The organism is Mycolicibacter minnesotensis, assembly GCF_010731755.1.
Lineage (GTDB): Bacteria > Actinomycetota > Actinomycetes > Mycobacteriales > Mycobacteriaceae > Mycobacterium > Mycobacterium minnesotense.
In genome coordinates this window covers 2,815,612-2,838,638 of the sequence record NZ_AP022589.1, presented here as the reverse complement: position 1 = coordinate 2,838,638, position 23,027 = coordinate 2,815,612, and the positions used below count along the sequence as shown (strand labels likewise).

Here is a 23,027-nt window from a genome sequence, read left to right as displayed (position 1 = left end):
GAGTGATCCGCCTGGTCAGCGCAGAGTCAACTGCGTTTCAGGGCATCCCAGGCTTGGCGGACGCGGCGGACCACGTCGTGGCTTCGGTGTTCGTTGAGCACCGTGATGTGCGTCCAGCCCGCCTGCCGGAGGTACTCAAGACGCTCGACGTCCTTGACGAATTGGGGTCGACTGGTGCGGTGGTGGTCGCCGTCGTATTCGACCGCGAGCATGATGTGCTCCCACCCCATGTCGAGGAAGTACTTGGGGTAGCCGTCCTCGCCCACGACGGGGATCTGCGTCTGCGGCCTGGGGAACCCGGCATCGCTGAGCAACAGCCGCAGCCAGGTCTCCTTCGGTGACTGTGCGCCGGCATCGACGAGGTACAGCGCAGCTTCCAGCTGGCGCAACCCGCGGGTGTGACGATGCCGCGCCGCCAGGGCAGCCACATCGTCGACCTTGAAATGTGTGGCGTTGGCCAGTGCGTCAAGCCTGGCAACCGCCTGGCGCAGCGGGCCGCGGCGGCCAAGGTCGAAGGCGGTGCGCTCGGGAGTGGTGGCGACGACGCCGGCGATCCACTGGGATTCACCGTCCAGGATCAGGTCGGCGCGGGTCTTGACGCCGTGCGGGGCGCGCGCGTTACGCCAGATCAGTTCGACGGTCGCGTCGTCGTCGATCCACTTCGCCCCGTGCAAGGCGGACGCCGCCAAGCCGGAGACCACTGCTTGGCGATGCGACCACAGCCAAGCGGCCTGCGTCCGGCGCCGGAGCGTGGGTTCGACGTACTTTTCCAGGTATACGTTCGGCAGGACTGCGGTGTGGTGTTTTTCCAGCTCGTGCCAGGTGACCACCCCGGCGGTCAGTGCCTCACTACCGATGAATGGCTGTCCCATGGCGGCATGCTGCCCGGGGCCACCGACACAAAAAAATTGACTCTGCGCGTACCAGGCAAAAGTGCGAGTAGCTTGCCTGGTCAGCGCAGAGTCAACGGGAAAAGCTAGCGGGTCACTCGCTCTGGAAGTAGCTGAGCAGCCGCAGGATCTCCAGGTACAGCCAGACCAGGGTCACGGTCAGACCAAGGGCGATGCCCCAGGCGGCCTTCTCGGGCGCGCCGGCCCGGATCATCTGGTCAGCGGCGTCGAAGTCGATCAGGAAGCTGAACGCCGCGAGCCCGATGCACACCAGCGAGAAGACGATAGACAGCGTGCCACCGCTGCGCAGGCCCATGCCTGCACCGTCGCCGACGCCGAACATGCCCAGCACCAGGTTGCCGATCATCAGGGCCAGCACACCGAACATGCCGGCGATCACCATCCGGGTGAACTTCGGGGTGACCCGGATAGCGCCGGTCTTGTAGACCACCAGCATGCCGCCGAAGACCCCGAAGGTGCCCATCACGGCCTGGCCGATCAGCGAGCCGGCGTTGCCGGTCCCGACGGTGACCGCGGTCAGCACGAAGGAGATGGCGCCCAGGAACAGGCCCTCGAGTACCGCGTAGCTGAGCACCACGGCCTTGCTGTCCTGCTTGCGGCCGAACATGGCGACCATGACCAGCGCGAGCCCGCCGAAGGCGCCAATGAAGGTCAGTGGCCCGGCCAGCGCCTGGTTGGAGGCCACCAGGAAGAAGGAGACGATCGCCGAGAGGCTCAGCACCCCCAGGGTGATGCCGGTCTTGGTGACGACGTCATCGATGGTCAGCGGGCGAGTGACCTCGCGCTGCTGATACTGCGCCAAAGACGGGTCGGCCTGGTAGGTCTGACCCACCTGCTGAGCGGCACCGGCGACACCGGTTCCGAACTGCGCGTAGCCGCCCTGCTTGGGCAACGAACGAAATACCGGGTTGCTGGTCTCCCGCACCGTCCCGATCCTCTCCTAGGGCTGTGAAGCGAAGTCTTACGAACACTGAATCAACGTTTCCCGGACCGCCTGAGTTCCCGACGGAGTTCGGGCCGTTTGCAGCCCAAACCTTACCCGCGGACCAAGGGCCGCGCCTAGGGATCTACATTGCGAAGGCGTGACAGGCGAATCTGACGGTGCGGTGAACCCCGACGTCCTGGCCCGTGTCGACAACGGCGTCGCCGTGTTGACGCTCAACCGGCCGAAGGCGATCAACTCGCTGAACCTTCCGATGGTGACCGCGATGACCGCGGCGCTTTCCGCATGGGCCGACGACCCGGCGGTGACGGCGGTGGTGCTGGCCGGTGCCGGCGAGCGCGGCCTGTGCGCCGGCGGCGACGTAGTCGCGATCTATCACAGCGCCAAGGCCGACGGCGCCGACGCGCGCCGCTTCTTCTACGACGAGTACCGGCTCAACGCCCAGATCGGCGGCTTCGGAAAGCCCTTCGTGTCCTTGATGGACGGCATCGTGATGGGTGGCGGTGTGGGGGTAGGCGCGCACGCCAACACCCGGGTGGTCACCGACACCACCAAGATGGCGATGCCCGAGGTCGGAATCGGCTTCATCCCCGATGTCGGCGGCACCTATCTGCTCTCGCGCTCCCCCGGCCGGCTCGGTCTGCACGCAGCACTGACCGGCGCACCGTTCTCCGGGCCGGACGCCATCGCACTGGGTTTCGCTGACCACTACGTGCCGCATGAGCAATTGGCCGCCTTCACCGCGGCGATCTTCGCCGACGGCGTCCACAGCGCGCTAGCGGCCTACGCCGTCGAGCCGCCGCCGAGTCAGCTTGCCGCACAACGCGACTGGATCGATGACTGCTACGCCCATGACACCGTGGCGCAGATCGTGACCGCCCTGGCCGGCCACGCCAGCCCCGACGCCAACGCCGCGGCGGAGCTGATTGGCACCAGGTCCCCGGTCGCCTGCGCGGCGACGCTGGAGGCGGTGCGCCGGGCCGAGCGGCTGGCCACGCTGGAAGAGGTCCTCATTCAGGAGTACCGGGTGTCGTGCGCGTCGCTGCGCACCCATGACCTGGTGGAGGGAATCCGCGCCCAGTTGGTGGACAAGGACCGCAACCCGCAGTGGTCGCCGGCCACGCTGGCTGAGGTTACCCCCGCCGACATCGACAGCTACTTCGTTCCCGCCGAGCCCGATCTCACCTTCTAAAGGAGTCCCCATGAGCTACGAGACCATCCTCGTCGACCGCGACGGCCGCGTCGGCACCATCACCCTGAACCGGCCGCAGGCGCTCAACGCGCTCAACAGCCGGGTGATGGACGAAGTCACTACCGCCGCGGCCGAATTCGACGCCGACCCCAGTATCGGCGCGATCATCATCACCGGCAGCGCCAAGGCCTTCGCCGCCGGCGCCGACATCAAGGAGATGGCCGACCTCAGTTTCGCCGAGGTGTTCGCCGCCGACTTCTTCGCCGCCTGGTCCAAGCTGGCCGCGGTGCGCACCCCGACCATCGCCGCGGTGGCCGGGTTCGCGCTGGGCGGCGGCTGCGAGTTGGCGATGATGTGCGATCTGCTGATCGCCGCCGACACCGCCAAATTCGGCCAGCCCGAGATCAAGCTGGGCGTGCTGCCCGGCATGGGTGGCTCGCAGCGGCTGACCCGGGCCATCGGCAAGGCCAAGGCGATGGACCTGATCCTGACCGGCCGAACCATCGACGCCGCCGAAGCCGAGCGCTCCGGCCTGGTCTCTCGCGTGGTGCCGGCCGACGACCTGCTGGCCGAGGCCGGCAAGGTGGCCACCACCATCGCCGGGATGAGCCTGTCGGCTGCCCGGATGGCCAAGGAAGCCGTCAACCGGGCCTTCGAATCCACCCTGGCCGAAGGGCTGCTCTACGAGCGCAGGCTGTTCCACTCGGCGTTCGCCACCGAGGATCAGACCGAGGGCATGGCCGCGTTCACCGAGAAGCGCCCCCCTAACTTCACCCACCGCTGAGCTGATCGGCGATGAGCACCCCCACCGCAACCACCGCGCCCACGCCACCGGCTGCCCACGAGCCCTGGTGGGTCCGGCACTACACGTTCACCGGGACCACGGTGGGCCTGGTGTTCCTGTGGCTGTCGCTGACCCCGTCCCTGCTGCCCCGCGGGCCACTGTTCCAGGGCTTGGTCAGCGGCGGCTCGGGGGCGATCGGCTACGCGCTGGGGGTGTTCGCCGTCTGGTTGGTGCGCTACATGCGCTCGCAGGATTCCAGCCCGGCCGCTCCACGCTGGGCCTGGCGGGTGCTGATCCCGACGGCGATCGTCATCCATCTCTGGGTGGTGTGGACTATCCACGGTTGGCAGGACCAGATGCGCGACCTGATGGGTGTGCCGAGGCTGACTTGGTACAACTACCCGCAGGCCGGCGTGATCGCGGTGGCCACGCTGTTCATCTTGGTCGAGATCGGCCAGATGATCCGACTGGTGCTGAGGTTTCTGGTGCACCAGCTCGAACGCGTTGCCCCGCCGCGGGTTTCGGCTGTGGTTGCGGTGTCGTTGGTGCTGGCTCTGGGTGTGGCGGTGCTCAACGGCGTGGTGCTCAAGCAAGCAATGCACATCATGAACAGCACGTTCAGCTCGATCAACGACGAGGCCAGCCCGGACCGGGCCGCCCCATCGACGCGGCTGCGCTCCGGCGGCCCTGAGTCGCTGGCCTCCTGGGGTTCGCTAGGCCATCAGGGCCGCATCTTCGTGGCGGGGGGACCCAGCCTGGCGCAACTCAGCGAGTTCAACGGCGCACCGGCCACCGAACCGATCCGCGCCTATGCCGGGCTGAATTCCGCCGACGGCATCAAGGCGACGGCGGAGCTGGCGGCAGCCGAATTGGCCCGGACCGGCGGACTGAACCGTGCCGTGGTGGCCGTGGCCACCACCACCGGCACCGGCTGGATCAACGAGGCCGAGGCCTCCACGCTGGAATACATGTTCAACGGCAACACCGCGATCGTGAGCATGCAGTATTCGTTCCTGCCCAGCTGGTTGTCGTTCCTGGTCGACAAGGAGAACGCCCGCCAGGCCGGTGTAGCGCTGTTCGAGGCGGTCGACAAACGGGTGCGTGCCCTGCCCGAGGCCAAGCGCCCCAAAGTGGTCGTGTTCGGCGAGAGCCTGGGGTCGTTCGGCGGCGAGGCGTCCTTCATGAGCCTCAACAATGTGCTGGCGCGCACCGACGGTGCGTTGTTCTCCGGGCCGACGTTCCAGAACACCATCTGGACCGACCTGACTCTCAACCGCGATCCCGGGTCCCCGCAGTGGCTGCCCATCTACCACGACGGCAGCGCCGTGCGGTTTGTCGCGCGCCCGGATGACTTGGATCGTCCCGACAGTCCTTGGGGCTCAGGCATTTCACCGCGGGTGGTGTACCTGCAGCACGCGTCGGACCCGATCGCCTGGTGGCATCCCGATCTGCTGTATCACAAGCCCGACTGGCTCAAAGAGCCCCGCGGTTATGACGTGCTGCCGCAGGTGCGCTGGTTTCCGATCGTGACGTTCCTGCAGGTCTCGGCCGACATGGCGGTGGCGATCGACGTGCCTGCCGGTCATGGCCACAGCTACGTGGCCGACGTGGCCAATGCCTGGGCGGCGATCCTACATCCAGCGGCGTGGACCCCGGAGAAAACCGAACGGCTCCGACCACTGCTGCACTCCGATGCCTAGCTCCGTGGCTCGGACGGGTTCCACCAGCTCACCGGCGGCGGCCAAGGCCTGATAGCCGCCGATGACGTCGGTGGCCCGGTGCAGGCCGAGGTCTTGCAGTGCGGCCGCGGCCAGGCTCGAGGTGTAGCCCTGCGAGCACAGAATGATCCACTGGACGTCGTCGTCGACCGCCTGCGGCAGCCGGGCATCGCTGGTCGGGTCGCAGCGCCATTCCAGCACGTTGCGCTCGATCACCAGGGCGCCGGGCACCTCCCCCTCCTGGGCGCGCTGGGCGGCGGGCCGGATGTCGACCAGGTATGCCCCGGAACGCAGCGCCGCGGGAACCTCATCGGCGTGCAGACGGTGCAGCCGGGCCCGAGCGGACTCCAGCAGGTGGTCGATGCGGCTGGTCAGCGTCGTGACGCTCATGATGCCTCCGGGTGCTGGGTGAGTTCGGTGCGCTGCCTGCGCAAAGTATTGTCCGGCGCGACGTCGTAGTAGGACATTTCCACCAAAGGCGGCGAGTAGGCGTGCACGCTCAGGGTCGGGACCGGCGTGGTGCCCTGCTCAGGGGCCGACGGCGCCCAGACCACGTCGTGCACCCAGCCCCGGCTGAAGGCGGCCTGGTCTCCGGCATCGAGCCGCCGTCGCGCCAACTGATGCCCATCCCAGTGGAACTCGTCCAGGGAACCGGACAGTACGGTGAGTGCGCCCAGTGAATCGCCGTGGTCATGCAGTTCGGTGGCGTGGCCCGGAACCCAGCTGATCAGCCAGATGTCGAGCCGCTCGTCGCCGTGGATCCGGGTGAACCAGCGCTGGTCGTCGGGCAGCCCTGTGCCGGGCAGCAGGTGGTTGTAGCGCCCCTGCAACACGGCGTCAGCGGCAAGGTCGGTGGTCTGTAGGAGGTCGGGCTGCCGTAGTGAGCGCGGCCGGGCGGCCGGGCGTCGCAGCGCGATGGGATCAGCGATAACCATGGTGAGAACTCCAGAACGGATGGGGTGGATTCGAGACAGGGCGGCGGCAGCGTTCAGCTGCGGCAACAACAACCCTGGAAATCCACGTACTCCATCACAGCGGCCATGGTAAGTGAACACGGAACCGAGCGCATCGACCGTCGTAGGCTCCGGCGTGCGATTCGGGTCCGCCTTCAGCAGAAATATCTGCTATGAGCTGGGCTTTCCTGTCGACGTGGGGGTTGAAATCGGGATGAGGCGAAGAACCGGCGGGGTGTTACCCGCAAAATGGTCACCATGACCTCTGCTGCCGAACCTCGCGCGCCCCGTCCGCCGCGGGTGGCTCTGGTGCTGGGCAGCGGCGGGGCACGCGGCTACGCCCACATCGGGGTGATCGCCGAACTCCGCGACCGCGGCTTCGACATCGTCGGCATCTCCGGCTCCTCGATGGGAGCGTTGGTGGGCGGACTGCAGGCCGCCGGACGCCTCGACGACTTCGCCGAGTGGGCCAAATCGTTGACTCAGGGCGCGGTGCTGCGGTTGTTGGATCCCTCCTTCACCGCGGCGGGGGTACTGCGGGCGGAGAAGATCCTCGATGTGGTTCGCGACATCCTGGGCGACAGCAATATCGAGGACCTGCCGATTCCCTATACGGCCGTCGCAACCGATCTGATCGCGGGCCGATCGGTGTGGCTGCAACGCGGCCCGATCGACACCGCTATCCGGGCCTCGATCGCCATTCCCGGGGTGATCGCACCGCACGTGGTCGACGGACGGCTGCTGGCCGACGGCGGAATCCTCGATCCCCTGCCGATGGCTCCGCTGAGTTCGGTCAACGCCGATCTGACACTGGCTGTGAGCCTCAACGGCGGTGATCCGACCGCCGCCGGGCCGCCCACTGAGGACGCCGAACGGGCCGCCACCCCGGGCCGGCTGAATCGTATGTGGCGCAGCACGTCTGCACTCCTGGACACCAGCGGGGCCCGCTCGCTGCTGGACCGTCCGACGGCACGCGCGATCCTGGACCGTTTCAGCAGCGGTGAGTCCGAGCCGGGTGAGGGCGAGGAGTCCGTGCCCGAAGTGCCCAAACTCGGCAGTTTCGAGGTGATGAACCGGACCATCGACATCGCCCAGGCGGCGCTGGCCCGCTATCAACTGGCGTCGCACCCGCCCGACCTGCTGATCGAGGTGCCGCGGGTGGCCTGCCGCAGTCTGGACTTCCACCGCGCCGCCGAGTTGATCGACGTGGGCCGCGAACTGGCCGCGCGCACCCTCGACGCAGCGAAACCGCTTTAGCCCGCTAAAAATTCGCTGATCGCGGCGGCCTGCTGGCGGCCCTGTTCGCGTCCGGCGTGCGCCGACGGCACCCGGCACGACGGGTTGAGCGGATTGCTGCCGAACGCGCGGATCGCGTCGTCATCGGCCAGCACCGCGCAGACTCGACCCTCGAACGCATTGATCTCCGCACCGATCCCACCACCGGCGGGAACCAGCAGCACCGCCGCGGCGCAGTCGGCGGCCACGTCGAGGTTGATGGTGCTGCGCACGCCGCCGTCCATGTAGCGGTGTCCGCCCAGCACCACCGGGGGCCAGGCGCCCGGTACCGCACAACTGGCGGCCACCGCGTCGATGAGTTCCACACCGGAGTCGCGGTCGAAGACCTTCAGTTCCCCGGTGTCGATGTCGATCGCCGTGATCCGCAGAACCCGATCCGGCCAGTCGTGGGAGGGCAATCGGTCGGCGATGATGGCCCTGCGCACCGGCGCGGGCATCGTCTCGGCCGCCAGGGCCACCGCGCCGATACCCTGCAGCTTCTGCGCGGTGGTGGTGTTGGGCTCGGTGATGGCCGCCATGAACAGATCGGTCAGCGCATCGGCCCCCACCCCGGGGTCGACCTCAGGCGACGTCGGCGCCACCTGCCGGGCGAACAGCTCCTCCAGACCGATCCCGCTGCCGAGCTGGGCTGCCACCGCCGAGCCGGCCGATGTCCCCACCAGCACAGCGGATTCCAGCAGTTTCTGGGCGGCGGCAGGCGACTCGTCGGCGATACCGCACAAAACCCCGGTCTCCCAGGCAATACCGGCCACCCCACCACCGCCCAGGACCAGGGCACGCTTGGTCATCGGATTCATACCGCCGGGTGTTGGGCCGCCGCGGCCACCGGGTTCAGATCCTCATGTCGCAGTTGTCGCGCGGGCGGATCGGGCAAGACCAGTCGACGGGTGATCCGCAGGCCCGCGTCGACGTGCACCAGCTGACCCGGTTCGATCGGTTCCCAGCGGGTCTCTCCGTCCATCGGCTCGGTGGCGAACACTACCGCGGGCCGACCACGCAACTGCGCCGCATCGGCTCGAATCCGTTTGGTGCGCAACGCCAAACCTCCAGGTTCTGTGCCGTCTCGTCGGTCCAGGATATAGAGCTCGTTGGGCTCGGGGTACCGAAGCGCCCACATGTCGGTGGCGGTGGTCAGCAGCAGGTTGAGCGCGTAGATCGGCACGTTGGCGGCGAGCCAGCGCACGGCGTCGACCAGGCCCCCCGTCACGTCGCCGCGCCGCGCTCGGATCGCGGCGGTGATCAGGGCGAAGACCCGTTCAGAGTCGGTATCGCCGTGCACCAGGCCGTAGGCGTCGACCTCGCGCAGCCGCTGATCAATGGCGGGCAGGTCTTCGACGACGCCATTGTGCGCGAAGATGCGGTTGTCCTGCAGGAACGGGTGGGTGTTGGCGACGCTCCGAGCGCCGGTGGTGGCATAACGCACGTGCGCGACGAAAGTGGTGCCGGTCAGTTCCTGCGCCGCGGTAGCGAATTCGGTGTCCTGCCACGCCGCGATCGGCTGTTTACGCAGCCGCGATTGCCCGTAGCCGTCGAACACACCCAGGCCCGTGCCGTCGGGGTTGCGCCGGCTCTGTTCGGCCAGGCTGTCCGCGGCGTCGAGCAGCCAGAATGTTGAGGTTACGACGCTGGTCCCGGCATGCAGCCCGAAAAGTCGGCACACGGCGGGGCTCAGCGCGCCAGGCGCGGAGCGGCCCGGCCGGTAATAGGCGGCAGGTCGAAGAACCCGGCGATACCGGGCGCGGCCGCGCAGGTCGCCGGAATCGCGTTGACGCAGTGGGCTGCGGTGGCCACGATCCCGGGGTTGCTGACCAGTCCTGCTTCGACGGTGTCGGGCTGCCAGCCCTTGACGGTGACGAAGGTGTCGGGATTGCCCCGCACTTCCATCTCGTAGCGCTCGCCGGCCGGACCGAAAGTCCAGGGCGGGTCCAGGTTTTCCTCGCCCATGTACCAGTTGACGGTCACCCGGGCCACCACCTCGTCGCCGACGGTGGCCTCCCAGTGGAACCGGCGGCCCGCCACCTGACCGGGTTCGATCGAACCGATCGGCGAATCGATCGGCGCGGTGGCGACCGCAACCTCCTGCGACGAGCGGATGGTCTCGTCCGCGGCGAATCCGAGCCGATCCACGCACAGCCGCACCGATTGACGGAAACCACCGTCGAGCAGCTTTTGCATCGGACCGCTCAGCGCCTGATCCGGAGTCCCCCCGAAGCCCATGACGTAGCGCAGCACATCAGGTGCGTCGTAGGTGCGCAGGTCGGAATACTCTTCGCCGCGAATAAAGGTCACGCCGGTGGACATCACCGACAGCAGCAGCGGAAACAGTTCGGTGGCCGCGCCCGGCCCGATACCGGCGCCGTGCAGAGTCACGTTGCCCTCGCGTGCGGCGGCCTCCAGGGGCGCGCCCTCCTTCTCGGTCGGGTAGAACCAGCCGACCGGGGTCACCACGTTCTTGCCGGCGCGCAGCAGGGCGGCAACCTCATCGGGGTTGGGCAACAGCGGCGCGTAGATCACGGCGTCGGCTTCCAGTGCGAGAATCTCTTCGACACTGTCGGTGGCCGTCACCCCCACCGGATCGGTACCGATGATCTCCCCGACGTCCTTGCCGCTCTTGGACTTCGAGTGGACCCAGCAGCCCACCAGCTCCAGGTCCGGATGCTCCAGCACGCCCTTGATCGCGGCGACCCCGACTCCCCCGGTCGCCCATTGGATGACACGCAGGCTCATCAGTCACGCACCTCACTCACTTGGTAGTGCCCCTCGGCGTAGCGGGCCCGGATGGTCTTCTTGTCGTATTTGCCGACGCTGGTGCGCGGGATCGCTTCGACGAAGGTCCAGCGCTCCGGCAGCCACCAGCGGACCACCCTGTCGGACAAGAATGTTCGTAGTTCGGCACCGCTGACGCGAGCACCGGAACGGGCCACCACGACCGCCAGGGGCCGCTCCTGCCAGCGTTCGTCGGGCACCCCGACCACCGCCGCCTCCACCACATCGGGGTGGGCGATGAGTTCGTTCTCCAGTTCCACCGAGGAGATCCACTCCCCACCGGACTTGATGACGTCCTTGGCGCGATCGGTCAGCGTGATGAAGCCCTGCGCGTCGATGCGGCCCACGTCGCCGGTGCGCAGCCAGCCCGAAGAGAACTTCGACTCGTCCTGGCCGAGGTAGTAGGCCCCGGTGATCCACGCGCCGCGCACTTCCAGCTCGCCGACCGACTCGCCGTCGTTGGGCAGCACCTGGTCTTCGTCGTCGACGATGCGGGTCTCGACGCCGCACACCGGCCGCCCCTGGGTGCCCCGCAGCGCCCAGTGCTGTTCGGCCGGGGTGCCCGGCGGTGGCCAGGCCATGGTGGCCATCGGTGAGGTCTCGGTCATGCCCCAGAGTTGCCGCACGTGCACGCCGTGGCGCTGCTCGAAGGCCTGCATCAAGGACACCGGCACCGCCGACCCACCGCAGGCAACTAACCGCAGTGACGAAATGTCATGGCCGGGTTCACGTTCCAGGTAGTGCATCACGTCGTTCCAGATGGTCGGCACGGCACCGGCCACGGTGGCGCGCTGCGACTCGATGAGCGCGACCAGCGAGGCGGCATCCAGATGCCGGTCGGGCATCGCCAGGTCTGCGCCGGCCATCAGCGCCGAATACGGCAGCCCCCAGGCGTTGGCGTGGAACATCGGCACGATCGGCAGGACGCAGTCGATCGCACCGATCGCGGTGCCGTTGGTGGTGCAGCCCGCCATGGCGTGCAGGTAGCTGGAGCGGTGGCTGTAGACCACGCCTTTGGGGTTGCCGGTGGTGCCGCTGGTGTAGCACATGGCGGCCGCGGAGTTCTCGTCGATCACCGGCCAGTCGAACTCGTCGGATTCGGCGGCCAGCAGGGTTTCGTAGTCCAGCACGGTCTTGCCGGAGGCCGCCAACGGTGCGGTGTCGCCGTCGCCGACGACGATCACGGTGTGCACGGTGTCCAGCTGTCCCAGCACCGGCGCCAGCAGCGGTATCAGCGAGGCGTCCACCAGGACCACCTGGTCTTGGGCCTCGTTGGCGATGAAGACGATCTGCTCGGCGAACAGTCGGATGTTGAGTGTGTGCAGCACCGCGCCCATCGCCGGCACCGCCAGGTAGGCGGCCAGGTGTTCGGTGTTGTTCCACATGAAGGTGGCGACCCGCTGGTCGCCGGTGATGCCGAGGCGGCGCAGCGCGTTCGCTAGCCGGGCCACCTGGTGCCCCAGCTCGCGGTAGGTGGTGACGCGGTAGCCGTCGTCGCCCAGAGTGGTCACGGTGCGGGCACCGTGGACAGCCGTGACGTGATTCAAGATGGCGCCGACCGTCAACGGCCAGTGCTGCATGGTGCTACGCATCGACCTATTCGATCACGACGCCCTCAGCGGTGAGACGTGGGTTACACCGCGGGTTCGAGCTGCAGGATCCGGGTGACGGCGTCGTCGAGTTCGAGCTGCTCGTGCAGCGACGCCGACGGCGCGGGCAGGCCCCGCAGCGAGGCGACAGTGACCTTGCCGTTGAACCCGGCGATGTAGAGCTTGCCGCCGTCGAGGCTCTCGGCAGCACAGGACGGCTGGGCGATGCCGGTCAGCGTGCCCAGGGTCTCGCCAGTGCGGGCGCAGACCACCAGAACGCCGGCCTCGGTCACCAGGTAGACGCGCTGGCCGTCGCGGCCGGCGATCAGCTGGATGACGGGGGCCTCGATGGCCCGGCTGTAGCTCAGGGAATGGGTGCGGGCGTCGATGACGTGCACCAGGCTGCGACCCTCGGGACCGGCGGTGGCCACGTAGAGGCGTGCGCCGTCGGGACTGACGGCGATGTCGATGATCGAGGCGCCGACGGTCAGGGAGTCCAGAATGTTGAGGTCGCGGTCCAGGACCGTGATGATGTCGCCGGTGGGCTGGCGGACCGCGGCGTAGAGCCGGCGGCCGTCCGCGCTGATCCGCAGGCCGGCAGCGGCAGCACCGACGTGGCCGGAGACGCTGACCGAGCGGGCGGGGCGCATGGCCGCGTCCAGCGCGAGCACGTCCACGCCGGCCGAGTCGGTCCGGGTCAGGTACACGCGGCTGCTGGTCGGGTCGGTGACCAGGTCACCGATGTCCATGGCCACCGGGTAACACCCGGCGATCTCGGCGGTGTCGACGTCGATGGCCAGCACCGCATCCAGGGCGGTCGAACCGGCGGTGACGTAGACCAGGCCGGTGCCTGCCGGGCCGGCGGCGATGGAGAACGGCTCGTTGGCCTGGAAGACAGTGCTCACGACGCGGCAGGTGACGGTGTCGATGATCGAGACGGTGTCGTCGCCGAAGTTGGTGGCCAGCAGTCGCCGACCGTCCGCGGTGACCGCCAGGCCCCCGATGGGGCCGCGGTCCAGCGTCACGGTGCGGGAGGGGCGGGCTGGTGCAGAGGTGGCCAATCCATAAGCCGGCACTTCGTCCACATCGCTCCTATCAACCACGGTTCGTATCGTTCACGTTCGTCTCGTCACTGCTCACGCTCACCACTGCTGCTGCAGCACGGCCCGGCTCCGATTGAGGGACGCCGGGGGTAGGCGTTCGGTCGATAGTAGCGGTGAATTCTAGGTAAACCGAAAAATGTCCCAATTATTGTGATCGAGGTCGCACACCAATCCCAACTGCACCACGCCACTGCCCGCAAAACCGCAGGATAAGGGCTCGTAGCAACGTGCGCTCTTGGACATGAACAGGTAATATTCACCCACAGGCAACCTGCTACACGAGCGGGAATTGGCGTTAAAATAAGAAATTAAGAACTCTCACCAGGCAATTCCATACTGCCTCATCACACAGGTCTTGCATTTTTTACGGCAGGCGGGTAAGCGGCGGGTAAAGGTGCCGGTCACACGATGACGGCGTGGCGTGGCGACGCGTCGCCGGACCTAGGATTCACACCCCACGCCGTCGCCGTTTCGATCCAAGTCGTAGATGTCGGTGCCCACGACCGTGACGGGCCCCTGGGCGTAGGCCGGGCCGTTGCCGCTTCCGCCTAAGCAGTCGACGTCACGGGCGATCGGTACGCAGGCGCCCGAGTAGTTGGAGTCGCACTGCGGGTCGTGGAGCTGGGAGTTGTATACAGCGTTGGCCGCTGGAGCGAGGACGCACGACGCGGCGGAGACGACTGCGAGCGTGATCGGTTTCCACATGGCGATAGAAGGCAGCCCGGAGGGGCGGCGAGTGTGCGGTTTTGTGGAACCGGTTCCCGGATATTGCCCCGGGGTCTGGTGCGGGGCCGATCAGGCATGCCGATCTCCGGCAGCCCGAACGGCCGAGCCGGCATCCCCGAGCGGGTGAGGTGGCGCCGTCTAGGCCCCCCAGAGAGGGCAACAGCCGCGGCACGAAAGGCACTTCGAAATCCGGACTGTCATCGACCTATATGACGTGCCCCCAGTCGGACTCGAACCGACACTGTGCGGATTTTGAGTCGGATTTCCCAGGTCGCATACAATTGCTACAATGCCGCGCCGCGATCCGTCAGGGTCCACAAAAGACCATGTCAGCCCGTACGGAAACGACAGCGGCGATCCATTAGCGGCTTAGCGATCCTTTGCCGCAGCTCTGTAAGTCGGCGGGTGTCTGCTGACGCGGTGCTGACACAGCGTAAAAAATCACGACTCTGCAAGCGTCCTGGCCATTGCCTTGACCTGCGCATGGGCGAAGAAAATTTTGTTTTCGGGCGACACGTCGCTGAGATCGATTGAAGAGACAGGTGGCGCGGACGGCAGAAACTGTGCCACCCGCACGATGGCATCGTTTGTGAAAAGCCGAGTCAGCGTTTCGCCATCGAACGCAAGCTCAGGCGACAAGCCATCAGCTCCCCGCCATTGGTTTTCTACCACCATTGCCTGGATGACACGAGAGATCCTCGCCGCATCCCCGTCACTGATCAGGCCCTCACCGAACTCATGGAAGTTGTGTTCGATGGCTAGGGACCATATTACGAATACTATCGAATTAAAATTGAGCCCCGATTCGAGTACCCCGTCTAAATCGTTGATCAGCCGATTACGATAGTAATCGTTAAAATCCTCTAGCGCATGTACTTTGGAATTCTCTGGGATGCGATTGTCGCGAACGATGCGGAATGCAAGCAACAGAACGTCTTTCGGCGGAAGATCTGCCACAATGTCATTTACGGTTAACAAGCCGCTGGTCAGACCTTTGAATACTTCTGCCTCCACCCAACGCCACAACACCCGCTGCGCGGAATCGAACCCAGGCACTTCGTCCGCACGCACCTTCAACCGACCAAAGAGAAATTCCACCAGGTTGAGGTCCGAGCCAATAAGATTGTCGGCCCGGCGCTTTAGACTCTTCTCATAGGCCAAAGCTGCACGCTGATTGTCGGGGCCGTCGAGAACCTCACGATAACAAGCCACATCGCCGTGTGTTTGATCGCCAGAAAGTATGCGATCCAAGGCAGATTCGATAAGTTGATCTTCGACGTCGTCCTCTGCGATGCCGAATAGGAAATAACGCTGGAAGTACGCATCGTCCTGCAGCGCCAACTTATGCTCTTTTGCGAACAGAACCGATGAAGCTATGCCAGAGAAAAGGCCACCCAAAATGTGTTTCACCAGCATTGCATCATCGTCGGTATTCACTAACGGTCTAATACGAGCCACCCAATCATCGTCGCTAATTGGCAGCTCTTTGAAAAGATCCGTAATTTCCTTACCCGACTGTAGCGCATTCTTCCACGACGAAATCCGATCGTAAATACCGTGATGGAATACGCGCAGAAAGCTGAGCGCCACGAAATCGACTACATCGACTTCCTTAAAGTTCAACATTTCGCCGAAAGCCAATAACTGCTCTTGGAAACGCGTTTGAGCTCTAGGCGTTTCGAGGGCCGGTGCCAGCACTGCAATATAGTCGGAAAATCGATCAGCGTGAACTGCATTCAGTCGGATGTCAAGACGTTCGATCAACTTAAAAATAGTGTCAGTTAAGAGGCGACGCTTGATAATACCCGCGATCGGCGGTACCTCGAAGGGGTATTGAACAATCTTCTCCATGAACGCGGTCGATCGTGTGGCCAGCCCCTTGGAATTCAGGAGACTTTCTACGGTGGTTTGGTCGTATGCAATGAGGTAGTGCACATTTGGGAATCTTCCGAGTAGCCGCACAACCTTCAAGAGAGAAAGCAATTCGTCAGCGTCGAGCCGGTCGATGTCGTCTGCAATCAGCAACACTCGCGCCCCAAAGGAAGCCAGTATGCTAGAGACTTCCTTGAACTGCTTGTGCCACGGAGGATTGGTAAGTTCCAGCGCCTTTTCAGCTGCGCCTCCTAACCCCGATCCGGCGTACGGAATTGCTTTGAGCAACGGTGCGCAAACGGAGGCGTACTTCCTCAAGGCTGCCTTGGCATCCCTAGATTTCTGGTCGTCCCCTTCAAGCAGCGACGCCACAGCCGCAAGAAATTCGAACTGCAACCCAGCGGCCGTATCCGATGCCCATGGGGAGAAAACCGCGACTTTCCAGTCGGACCCTAAGCGTTCCCGGACAAAATTAATGAGCGAAGTTTTGCCGCTTCCCCACGGACCGACGAGACCAAACACTGTGCTCTTCTGGCCAGGTGAACAATCATTGATCCGGGCGGCCACCATATCCGCAAATCGTTTCCGGTCAAGGCCGTCCTGCTTGTCAGTTTCGATTGCATCATCAGTCCAGAGGGCATTCCTCGTAGAATCAGCGCTCTCCATATCAGCCATAGCTTCTTCCTTGCTGCGACGACGCCAGAAGCGCATCCCGAACATCAACCCCCTCAATGTGAGCGTCGTTGCAACCCTAAGCGTTACGCCGAAGCTGCATCGACACAATATTCGGTGTGTCCGCTGTTCCTCGGCCCACCTTCGGCGCTGCCTGTTCGTCCTCGTTGATGTAGTCCGCGTAGGTGGTCAGCGTCAGGACGAAACTAGAGCGCCCCAGCCACTTCGACACCTGCATGTAGTGCTCCCCCGCGCTCAGGTTAAGGTATGGCGCAGATCGTGGAAACGAACCGCTCCGAGGCCGAGAACCTTGGTCGCCGGTTGCAGGTGGTCCTCGTACAGGGCGGCTGCGCACACCGGCTTGGCCCAATCGAACACATAGCGATTGCGCCGACCGGGAAACAGTGGCGCATGCGCGATGCGCTGCTTGCCGGCCCCGAACTGATGAGCCGTAGACAGCCAGCGCGTACGGGACTGCCCCGAGTTCAGTTGACTCGGTGGGTGTGAACTTCAGGCCGCGGTTGCGACTGGGGTGTTGAGCAGTTCGAACTCTATTGGGGTGAGCTTGCCGAGGGCGCGTTGCCGGCGGTGGCGGTGGTAGGTCCGTTCGATCCAGGTCACTATCGCCAGGCGTAGTTCGGCTCTGGTGGTCCAGCATTGCCGGTCGAGCACGTTGCGTTGCAGGAGGGCGAAGAACGACTCCATAGCGGCGTTGTCCCCGCAGGCGCCGACGCGGCCCATCGATCCGTGTAGCCCGTCGCGCGACGCGGCGTGGACGAATTTTCGGGAACGAAATTGGCTGCCCCTGTCGGAATGAACGATCGTCGCGACCGGGCAGCGTAAGGCCAAAGAATGATCCAAGGCGGCTACTGCCAGGGAGGAATTCATCCGCGAGTCCATCGAATAGCCCACGATCCGGTTGGAGTGGACATCTTTGATGGCGCAAAGGTAGACCTTGCCCAGTTCGTCTACACCTCCGAGGGGGGAGCGATCGTGAGGCCAGAAATAGTTCGGCTGGGTGCATACTCCACAATTTTGTACAGCTAGACGCTGGCCCCAGGGTCATCATCGTCAAACTTCCGCGAACTGACTGCTGACGCGGCGCTGACGCAGAAGGCTGTCAACGGCAACGACCGCATGTCCTTTCGATGCAGAAACCGTCTCTACCTGCAAGAACGTGTGTGCCCCCAGTCGGACTCGAACCGACACTGTGCGGATTTTAAGTCCGCTGCCTCTGCCAATTGGGCTATGGGGGCTCGCGGCGAATCTAACGTGACGCGGACGAGCGTTCCCCATCGGCACTCCGCAAGGGGGTGCGCTCAGGCGTGCTCGGGGCAGTAGTTCTGCGCGGCGATCCGGGCGAACTCGGCGGCGCGCTGCAGTGTGAAGCCGGGATTGGTGGTCTGTACCGCGACCACGGTGTCCATCGGGGTGAGGCCGGCGTCCATGAGCTGGCACACGGAGTGGCCGGCCGAGATCGCCACCTCGTCTGACCCTTTGTGGCTCAATCCGGCCCCGGTCAGCTGGGTGAGGAAGGCGGCGTCGGTGCCTAACGGCTCTGCATACGCCGGCACCGCCAGGCCGACCACGGCGGCCGCCCCCGCCAACAGCAGAACACTCTTCATGCCTCGTAGTGTGCTCAGTCTTCGTTAATGGCGTGTTACGCGGCGTTTACTCCCCCAAATCCAGCCGTTAAATCCGTGTTACTTGCCCTTCACCCGACTTCACACGAAGGGGGCTAACGGGGTGCTGCGAGAGCAAAAACACTGTCTATCAACTCATTTCACGAGCACCCCCTGAGGGCCATCCGACACCACTTGCGTGCCGCGCCGCACTGGGGCTAAAGCGACGCGGCCGCAGGCGCACGATCCCCGTGTTGACCACGGATTATGCGCGGAGCGCGGAGGTTTGCCGACGCCGCGCCGAACCCCGCCAGAAGTCGCATTTTGTGGCACTGCGGACCACTCTCGGACCCCTTACCTGAGATGCATGTAACGAGTTCTGACACTGCTGTTAAGAAGCCGTTAACCAGCTTTCACAATCGCAGGGTGTTGCGCGACTGTGAGTGGCGGAAGTCGACCGCTCACCAGGCTTCCGTGAGGAGAGAAACGCCATGTATCTAGTCACCACCGCGCCACAGGCGCTGACGTCGTCCGCGGCAGCGGCGGGTTAGGCGCCGATCATGTGGGATTACGGAGCCCTGCCCCCCGAGATCAACTCCGGACGCATCTACAGCGGACCGGGATCGACGCCGATGTTGACCGCCGCCGCAGCCTGGCGCGCCCTGGCCGCTGAGCTGGCGGCCGCCGCGCACTCCTACGAGACGGTGATCTCCGAACTATCCGGTGAACAATGGCTCGGCCCGGCATCGGCCTCGATGGCCGCCGCCGCCGCGCCCTACATCGCCTGGATGAACGATGCCGCCGCACTGGCCGAGCAGGCCGCGTTTCAGGCAACCTTCGCGGCCGCCGCGTTCGAGACGGCACGCGGAGCCACCGTGCCTCCGGCGGCGGTCACCACCAACCGCGTGCAACAGTCGGCGCTGGTCGCGACCAACCTGCTGGGTATCAACACCCCGGCCATCGCGGCCCTGGATGCCCAGTACGCGCAGATGTGGGCCCAGGATGCGGCCGCCATGTACGGCTACGCCAGCGGCTCGGCCGCCGCATCGCAGATCACCCCGTTCGACGAACCCGCCCCGAACACCAACCCGGCCGGCCAGGCCGGCCAGGGCGCGGCCGTCACCCAGGCGGGCGGCTCCAGCACGGCCAACAGCACCGCCCAGGCGGCGCAGATGATCTCCGCCATGCCCGGCGCACTGCAGAGCATGGCGGCGCCGGCGGCGTCCACCGACTGGCTCGAGCAGATCATCGAATTCCTCTACAACGATCCGGTGAACGGCTACGCATTCATGTTCGGCACGCCGCTGTACAACCTGTTCAACACCGCGGGCACCGGCGCGGCCTTCATTCCGTCGGCGCTGCTGCCCAGCCTGATCGGTAACTTGACCGGCGGCGGGTTCAGCGCCGCCAGCGGCAGCGCCCTCGGCGGCGGCCTTGGCGCGGCGTTGAGCCCCGGTGGTGCACTGGGTGCCTTGGGCGCGCTGGGCGGCGGCATCAGCAGCGCGTTCGGTGTCAGCGCGGTCACTCCAGCGGTCACCGCCACCATGGGCAAGGCCTCGCTGGTCGGGACGTCCTTCTCGGCACCGGGGACCTGGGCCGCGGCCACCCCCGGCGCCTCAGCGCTCACCGGCGGTCCCGGCGGTTGGGCCGTCCCCTCCGAGACCCACAACAACATGGCCTCCATCCCTCCCCCCGTGCCCGCCGGCATGGGCCGGCCCGGGATGAACTACGGCACACCGCGTTACGGGTTCCGGCCCAAATTCATGCCGAAGCCGATGGTGGTCTGAGCCATGCGCGTCACAGTCAGCAAGGAGCAACGATGATCGACTACGCAATGCTGCCGCCGGAGATCAATTCCGGACGTCTGTACGCCGGTCCGGGTTCGACGCCGATGATGTCGGTGGCCTCCGCCTGGCGCGGATTGGCCGCCGAGATCTCGTCGGCGTTGGCGTCGTGTGAAACGACGATCACCCAGCTTGTCGACGAGGCGTGGGTGGGCCCGGCGTCGGCGTCGATGACCGCCGCCACCAAGCCCTACCTGGCCTGGATGGCCGACACGGCGACCAAGGCCGAGGAGGCGGCCACCCAGGCCACCGCCGCGGCGGCCGCGTTCGAGGCGGCCCACGCCGCCACCCCGCCGCCGGCCCTGATCACCGCCAACCGTGCCCAGCAGAAGCAACTGGTGGCCACCAATGTGGTCGGACAGAACTCGGCGGCCATCATGGCCAGCGACGCCCAGTACTTCCAGATGTGGGCCCAGGCCAGCGACGTCATGTACAGCTACGCCGCGTCCTCGGCGGTGGCCACCCGGGTGACACCGTTCAGCGAACCCACCCAGACCACGAATCCGGACGGGACGGCCAGCCAGGCCGCCGCGGTCAGTCAGGCCAACGGCAACACCACCGCCAACAACACCGCCCAGACGGCGCAGGCGATCTCGTCGCTGCCCAACACCCTGCAGACCCTGACCGCGCCGGGCCCCGCCGACGCCGGGCTGCCGCCGCCCACCCTGGCCGGACTGCTGGAAGCCATCGGCCGCAACGCCTCGATCAACGGTGTGGTGTCGCTGATCACCTATCCCCTCAACGGCGCGATGAGCTTCACCGGAACCTCGGTGGCGTTCACCCCGGCAAGCTTGATCCCGACGATGACCACCTTCTTCTCCGGCGGCGGTTTCAACGCCCTCGGCGGTGGTGCGGCCGGTGCGGGAATCGGCGCGCTGTTGGCGCCCGGCGGTCCGCTGAGCAGCCTGGGTGCGCTGGGCGGCGCATCGGCGTTCGCCGCGAGCGCGCCGACGGTGACCGCCGGAGTGGGTCAGGCCACCCTGGTGGGTGAACTGTCCGCCCCGGGGACCTGGGCTGCGGCCGTGCCCGCCGCCGACGTCGAGGCGGCCGGCGCACTGCAGGCCAGCAGCTGGGCAGCCGCCCCCGAAGAGGGCGGCACGATGATGGCCATGCCGGGCGGCATGCCGATGGGCGCCGAGCGGGGCGGCTTCGGGATGAGCACACCGCGCTACGGCTTCAAGCCCACCGTGATGGCACGCCCGGTGGTTGCCGGGTAAGGCAAACCCCGCACCGCACAACGTAACCGGGATCTTAAGACCCCGGACATCAAGGACTCATCAAGGTTCTCACCGGCGCCGTTAAGAGCACGTAAGGGCAACGGACAGCCGAGCACCATTGGGGCACCGTGGATCTCGGACCGGCACCGTGCCGGTCCGATCGGTGAGGAGATGGTGATGTCGTTGATGTCGTTCGTGAGCGCGCAGCCCGCAGAGCTGGCGGCCGCGGCCGGCGAGCTGACCGGTATCGGCTCGGCTATGGCAACCCAGAACGCGGCCGCCGCCCCGGCGACCACCGGGGTGATCCCCGCGGCGGCGGACCCGGTGTCGGCGCTGACCGCGGCGCAGTTCGTCGCGCACGCCGGCCTCTACCAGGCTGTCAGCGCTCAGGCCAACGCGATTCACCAGATGTTTGTCACCACTTTGACCGCCAGTGCCGCCGCCTACCAGGCGACCGAGGCCGTCAACGCGATCGCGGCCCGCTAAGTCTTTGTAAAACAAAGGAATTCACGAACATGATGGAGTTCGGTGCGTTGCCACCGGAGGTGAACTCCGCCTGGATGTACACCGGACCGGGATCGGCGCCCATGCTGGCCGCCGCCGCGGCGTGGCGTGCGGTGGGCGCGGAGTTGGGATCCAACGCCGCCGCCTACCAGGCGGTGATCACCCGGATGACCGCTGACCTGTGGGCCGGTCCGGCGTCGGAGTCGATGGCCGCCGCCGCGGCGCCCTACATGGCGTGGATGACCACCACTGCCGCCGCCGCCGAGCAGGCCGCCACCGCGGCCACCGCGGCCGCAGGAGCCTTCGAGGCCGCGTTCGCCATGACGGTTCCCCCACCGCTGATCGCGGCCAACCGCAGCCTGCTGGCAACCCTGGTCGCGACCAACCTGCTGGGGCAGAACACCCCGGCGATCATGGCCACCGAGGCGCAGTACGCGCAGATGTGGGCCCAGGACGCCGCCGCCATGTACGGCTACGCCAGTGGCTCAGCCGCCGCATCGCAGGTGTCTGCTTTCACCGAGCCCGCGCCCACTGCCAACCCGGCCGGGTTGGCGAGCCAGGCCGCGGTGGGCAACAGCCAGAACGGCCAGCTGCTCACCACACTGCCCGGCGTTCTGCAGAGCCTCGCGACTCCGGTGGCGGGCAGCGCGACATCGACCCCGTCGAGCCTGTCGGACATTCTGGGCGGCCTGCTGGGCAACAGCCAGATCACCGACAGCATCAATGGGATGGTCAACACCGGCGCCTGGAACATCGCCAGCACGCTGTCGACCGCGGTCGGATTTTTGAGCAGCATGGGCGGCAGCGCGGGAGCCTCAGTGGGAACGACGGGCTCCGCTGCCGCCGCCGGGTTGAGTTCTGCCGTCAGTGCGGCCACCCCCCTGGCCGCGCTGAGCTCATGGGGCGGCGGGCCGGTCGCGGCGGGCCTGGGTCAGGCCGGCTCGGTGGGCATGCTGTCGGTCCCGCAGAGCTGGGCGACGGGAGCCACCGCCGGGTCCGTCTCGGCCCTGCCGAGCGCGGCCGTGAGTGCGGCCGGCGGCAACGCCGCGACCGCCGTTCCCGCCGGGATGCCGATCGGTGGGGTGGGCGCCCGCAGCGGCACCAGCGGCAGACTGCCGCAGTACGGGTTCAAACCCACGGTCGTCGCCCACCCTGTGCTGGCCGGTTAATGCCGGGCCGCGGGCCGATAGCAAACCGTCAAGAATGCGAATCGGGGCGTAAAGAACTCGTTAACGACATCTCACAATAAGAATCGGAACGAGAGAGTGGAATGTTGCCGATTCCGCCCGGGGACCGGCGTTCAACCGCCGAGGAG

Annotated in this window: 20 protein-coding genes, 1 tRNA gene and 2 pseudogenes; 8 read left to right on the top strand and 15 right to left on the bottom strand. The window is 66.2% G+C overall.

What is annotated here, in order from left to right:
* Nucleotides 1-26: 26 nt before the first annotated feature.
* Both G6N09_RS13200 and G6N09_RS13195 read right to left on the bottom strand, forming a co-directional pair.
* Nucleotides 27-872 (bottom strand): putative endonuclease domain-containing protein, encoded by an 846-nt coding sequence (locus tag G6N09_RS13200; RefSeq protein ID WP_083025629.1) that lies wholly within the window; start codon nt 870-872, stop codon nt 27-29.
* 112 nt (nt 873-984) lie between these two features.
* Entirely contained in the window at nt 985-1,836 is an 852-nt protein-coding gene (locus tag G6N09_RS13195; RefSeq protein WP_083025632.1) for a Bax inhibitor-1/YccA family protein, read from the bottom strand.
* A 157-nt stretch (nt 1,837-1,993) separates the two neighbouring features.
* Between G6N09_RS13195 and G6N09_RS13190 the strand changes: the two genes are divergently transcribed.
* The 3 genes from G6N09_RS13190 to G6N09_RS13180 are packed head-to-tail and all read left to right on the top strand — an operon-like array spanning nt 1,994 to nt 5,530.
* Nucleotides 1,994-3,046 carry an enoyl-CoA hydratase/isomerase family protein gene (locus G6N09_RS13190; protein ID WP_083025633.1) on the top strand — a complete coding sequence of 351 codons (1,053 nt, stop codon included), beginning with the start codon at nt 1,994-1,996 and terminating at the stop codon, nt 3,044-3,046.
* Nucleotides 3,047-3,056: 10 nt separating this feature from the next.
* Entirely contained in the window at nt 3,057-3,830 is a 774-nt protein-coding gene (locus G6N09_RS13185) for an enoyl-CoA hydratase (protein WP_083025636.1), read from the top strand.
* Nucleotides 3,831-3,841: 11 nt separating this feature from the next.
* Nucleotides 3,842-5,530, top strand: a complete 1,689-nt coding sequence (locus G6N09_RS13180; RefSeq protein WP_083025639.1) for an alpha/beta hydrolase — start codon at nt 3,842-3,844, stop codon at nt 5,528-5,530.
* On the opposite strand, the gene G6N09_RS13175 is transcribed toward G6N09_RS13180, so the two are convergent.
* Together G6N09_RS13175 and G6N09_RS13170 are read right to left on the bottom strand one after the other, a co-directional pair.
* The gene (locus G6N09_RS13175; protein ID WP_083025640.1) at nt 5,462-5,938 is read right to left on the bottom strand and encodes a rhodanese-like domain-containing protein; all 477 of its coding nucleotides are present in this window, start codon (nt 5,936-5,938) and stop codon (nt 5,462-5,464) included. The two genes, G6N09_RS13180 and G6N09_RS13175, sit on opposite strands and share 69 nt — an antisense overlap.
* Entirely contained in the window at nt 5,935-6,483 is a 549-nt protein-coding gene (locus G6N09_RS13170; RefSeq protein ID WP_083025643.1) for a cysteine dioxygenase, read from the bottom strand. Before G6N09_RS13170 ends, G6N09_RS13175 begins: the two co-directional genes overlap by 4 nt.
* Nucleotides 6,484-6,759: 276 nt before the next feature.
* Between G6N09_RS13170 and G6N09_RS13165 the strand changes: the two genes are divergently transcribed.
* Nucleotides 6,760-7,758: a patatin-like phospholipase family protein gene (locus G6N09_RS13165; RefSeq protein ID WP_083025918.1), complete on the top strand. Its 999-nt coding sequence runs from the start codon at nt 6,760-6,762 to the stop codon at nt 7,756-7,758.
* On the opposite strand, the gene G6N09_RS13160 is transcribed toward G6N09_RS13165, so the two are convergent.
* The 11 genes and pseudogenes from G6N09_RS13160 to G6N09_RS13115 all read right to left on the bottom strand — a co-directional run bounded on the left by G6N09_RS13160 (nt 7,755) and on the right by G6N09_RS13115 (nt 18,150).
* Complete coding sequence (locus tag G6N09_RS13160) at nt 7,755-8,594, bottom strand: patatin-like phospholipase family protein (protein WP_083025645.1); 840 nt, start codon at nt 8,592-8,594, stop codon at nt 7,755-7,757. The two genes, G6N09_RS13165 and G6N09_RS13160, sit on opposite strands and share 4 nt — an antisense overlap.
* A complete protein-coding gene (locus G6N09_RS13155) occupies nt 8,591-9,457 on the bottom strand; it encodes a class II glutamine amidotransferase (protein WP_083025648.1) in 867 nt (288 codons plus the stop codon). Before G6N09_RS13155 ends, G6N09_RS13160 begins: the two co-directional genes overlap by 4 nt.
* 8 nt (nt 9,458-9,465) lie before the next feature.
* Complete coding sequence (locus G6N09_RS13150) at nt 9,466-10,524, bottom strand: NAD(P)H-dependent amine dehydrogenase family protein (protein ID WP_083025650.1); 1,059 nt, start codon at nt 10,522-10,524, stop codon at nt 9,466-9,468.
* A complete protein-coding gene (locus G6N09_RS13145) occupies nt 10,524-12,155 on the bottom strand; it encodes a long-chain fatty acid--CoA ligase (protein ID WP_083025652.1) in 1,632 nt (543 codons plus the stop codon). The genes G6N09_RS13150 and G6N09_RS13145 overlap by 1 nt, the downstream gene beginning before the upstream one ends.
* 41 nt (nt 12,156-12,196) lie before the next feature.
* Entirely contained in the window at nt 12,197-13,255 is a 1,059-nt protein-coding gene (locus G6N09_RS13140) for a YncE family protein (protein ID WP_234807000.1), read from the bottom strand.
* A 441-nt stretch (nt 13,256-13,696) separates the two neighbouring features.
* Entirely contained in the window at nt 13,697-13,960 is a 264-nt protein-coding gene (locus G6N09_RS13135) for a hypothetical protein (RefSeq protein WP_083025658.1), read from the bottom strand.
* Nucleotides 13,961-14,422: 462 nt separating this feature from the next.
* A complete protein-coding gene (locus tag G6N09_RS13130; RefSeq protein ID WP_163752785.1) occupies nt 14,423-16,528 on the bottom strand; it encodes a KAP family P-loop NTPase fold protein in 2,106 nt (701 codons plus the stop codon).
* Nucleotides 16,529-16,604: 76 nt separating this feature from the next.
* Nucleotides 16,605-16,987, bottom strand: a pseudogene (locus tag G6N09_RS20475) (tyrosine-type recombinase/integrase); the annotation flags it as partial.
* Nucleotides 16,988-17,035: 48 nt separating this feature from the next.
* Nucleotides 17,036-17,485 (bottom strand): annotated as a pseudogene (locus G6N09_RS13125) (DDE-type integrase/transposase/recombinase); the annotation flags it as partial.
* A 222-nt stretch (nt 17,486-17,707) separates the two neighbouring features.
* Nucleotides 17,708-17,781, bottom strand: a tRNA-Leu gene (locus G6N09_RS13120).
* A 63-nt stretch (nt 17,782-17,844) separates the two neighbouring features.
* Nucleotides 17,845-18,150, bottom strand: coding sequence for a DUF732 domain-containing protein (locus tag G6N09_RS13115; protein ID WP_083025664.1), 306 nt, complete (start codon nt 18,148-18,150; stop codon nt 17,845-17,847).
* 557 nt (nt 18,151-18,707) lie between these two features.
* On the opposite strand from G6N09_RS13115, the gene G6N09_RS13110 reads away from it, so the two are divergent.
* The 4 genes from G6N09_RS13110 (at nt 18,708) to G6N09_RS13095 (ending at nt 22,881) form a co-directional block, all read left to right on the top strand.
* On the top strand, nt 18,708-19,934 hold the full coding sequence (locus G6N09_RS13110) for a PPE family protein (RefSeq protein WP_083025666.1): 1,227 nt from the start codon (nt 18,708-18,710) through the stop codon (nt 19,932-19,934).
* 35 nt (nt 19,935-19,969) lie between these two features.
* Entirely contained in the window at nt 19,970-21,208 is a 1,239-nt protein-coding gene (locus tag G6N09_RS13105) for a PPE family protein (protein ID WP_165756585.1), read from the top strand.
* Nucleotides 21,209-21,394: 186 nt separating this feature from the next.
* Entirely contained in the window at nt 21,395-21,694 is a 300-nt protein-coding gene (locus tag G6N09_RS13100; protein WP_083025920.1) for a PE family protein, read from the top strand.
* Between the two features lie 32 nt (nt 21,695-21,726).
* The gene (locus G6N09_RS13095; protein WP_083025921.1) at nt 21,727-22,881 is read left to right on the top strand and encodes a PPE family protein; all 1,155 of its coding nucleotides are present in this window, start codon (nt 21,727-21,729) and stop codon (nt 22,879-22,881) included.
* Nucleotides 22,882-23,027: the final 146 nt, after the last annotated feature.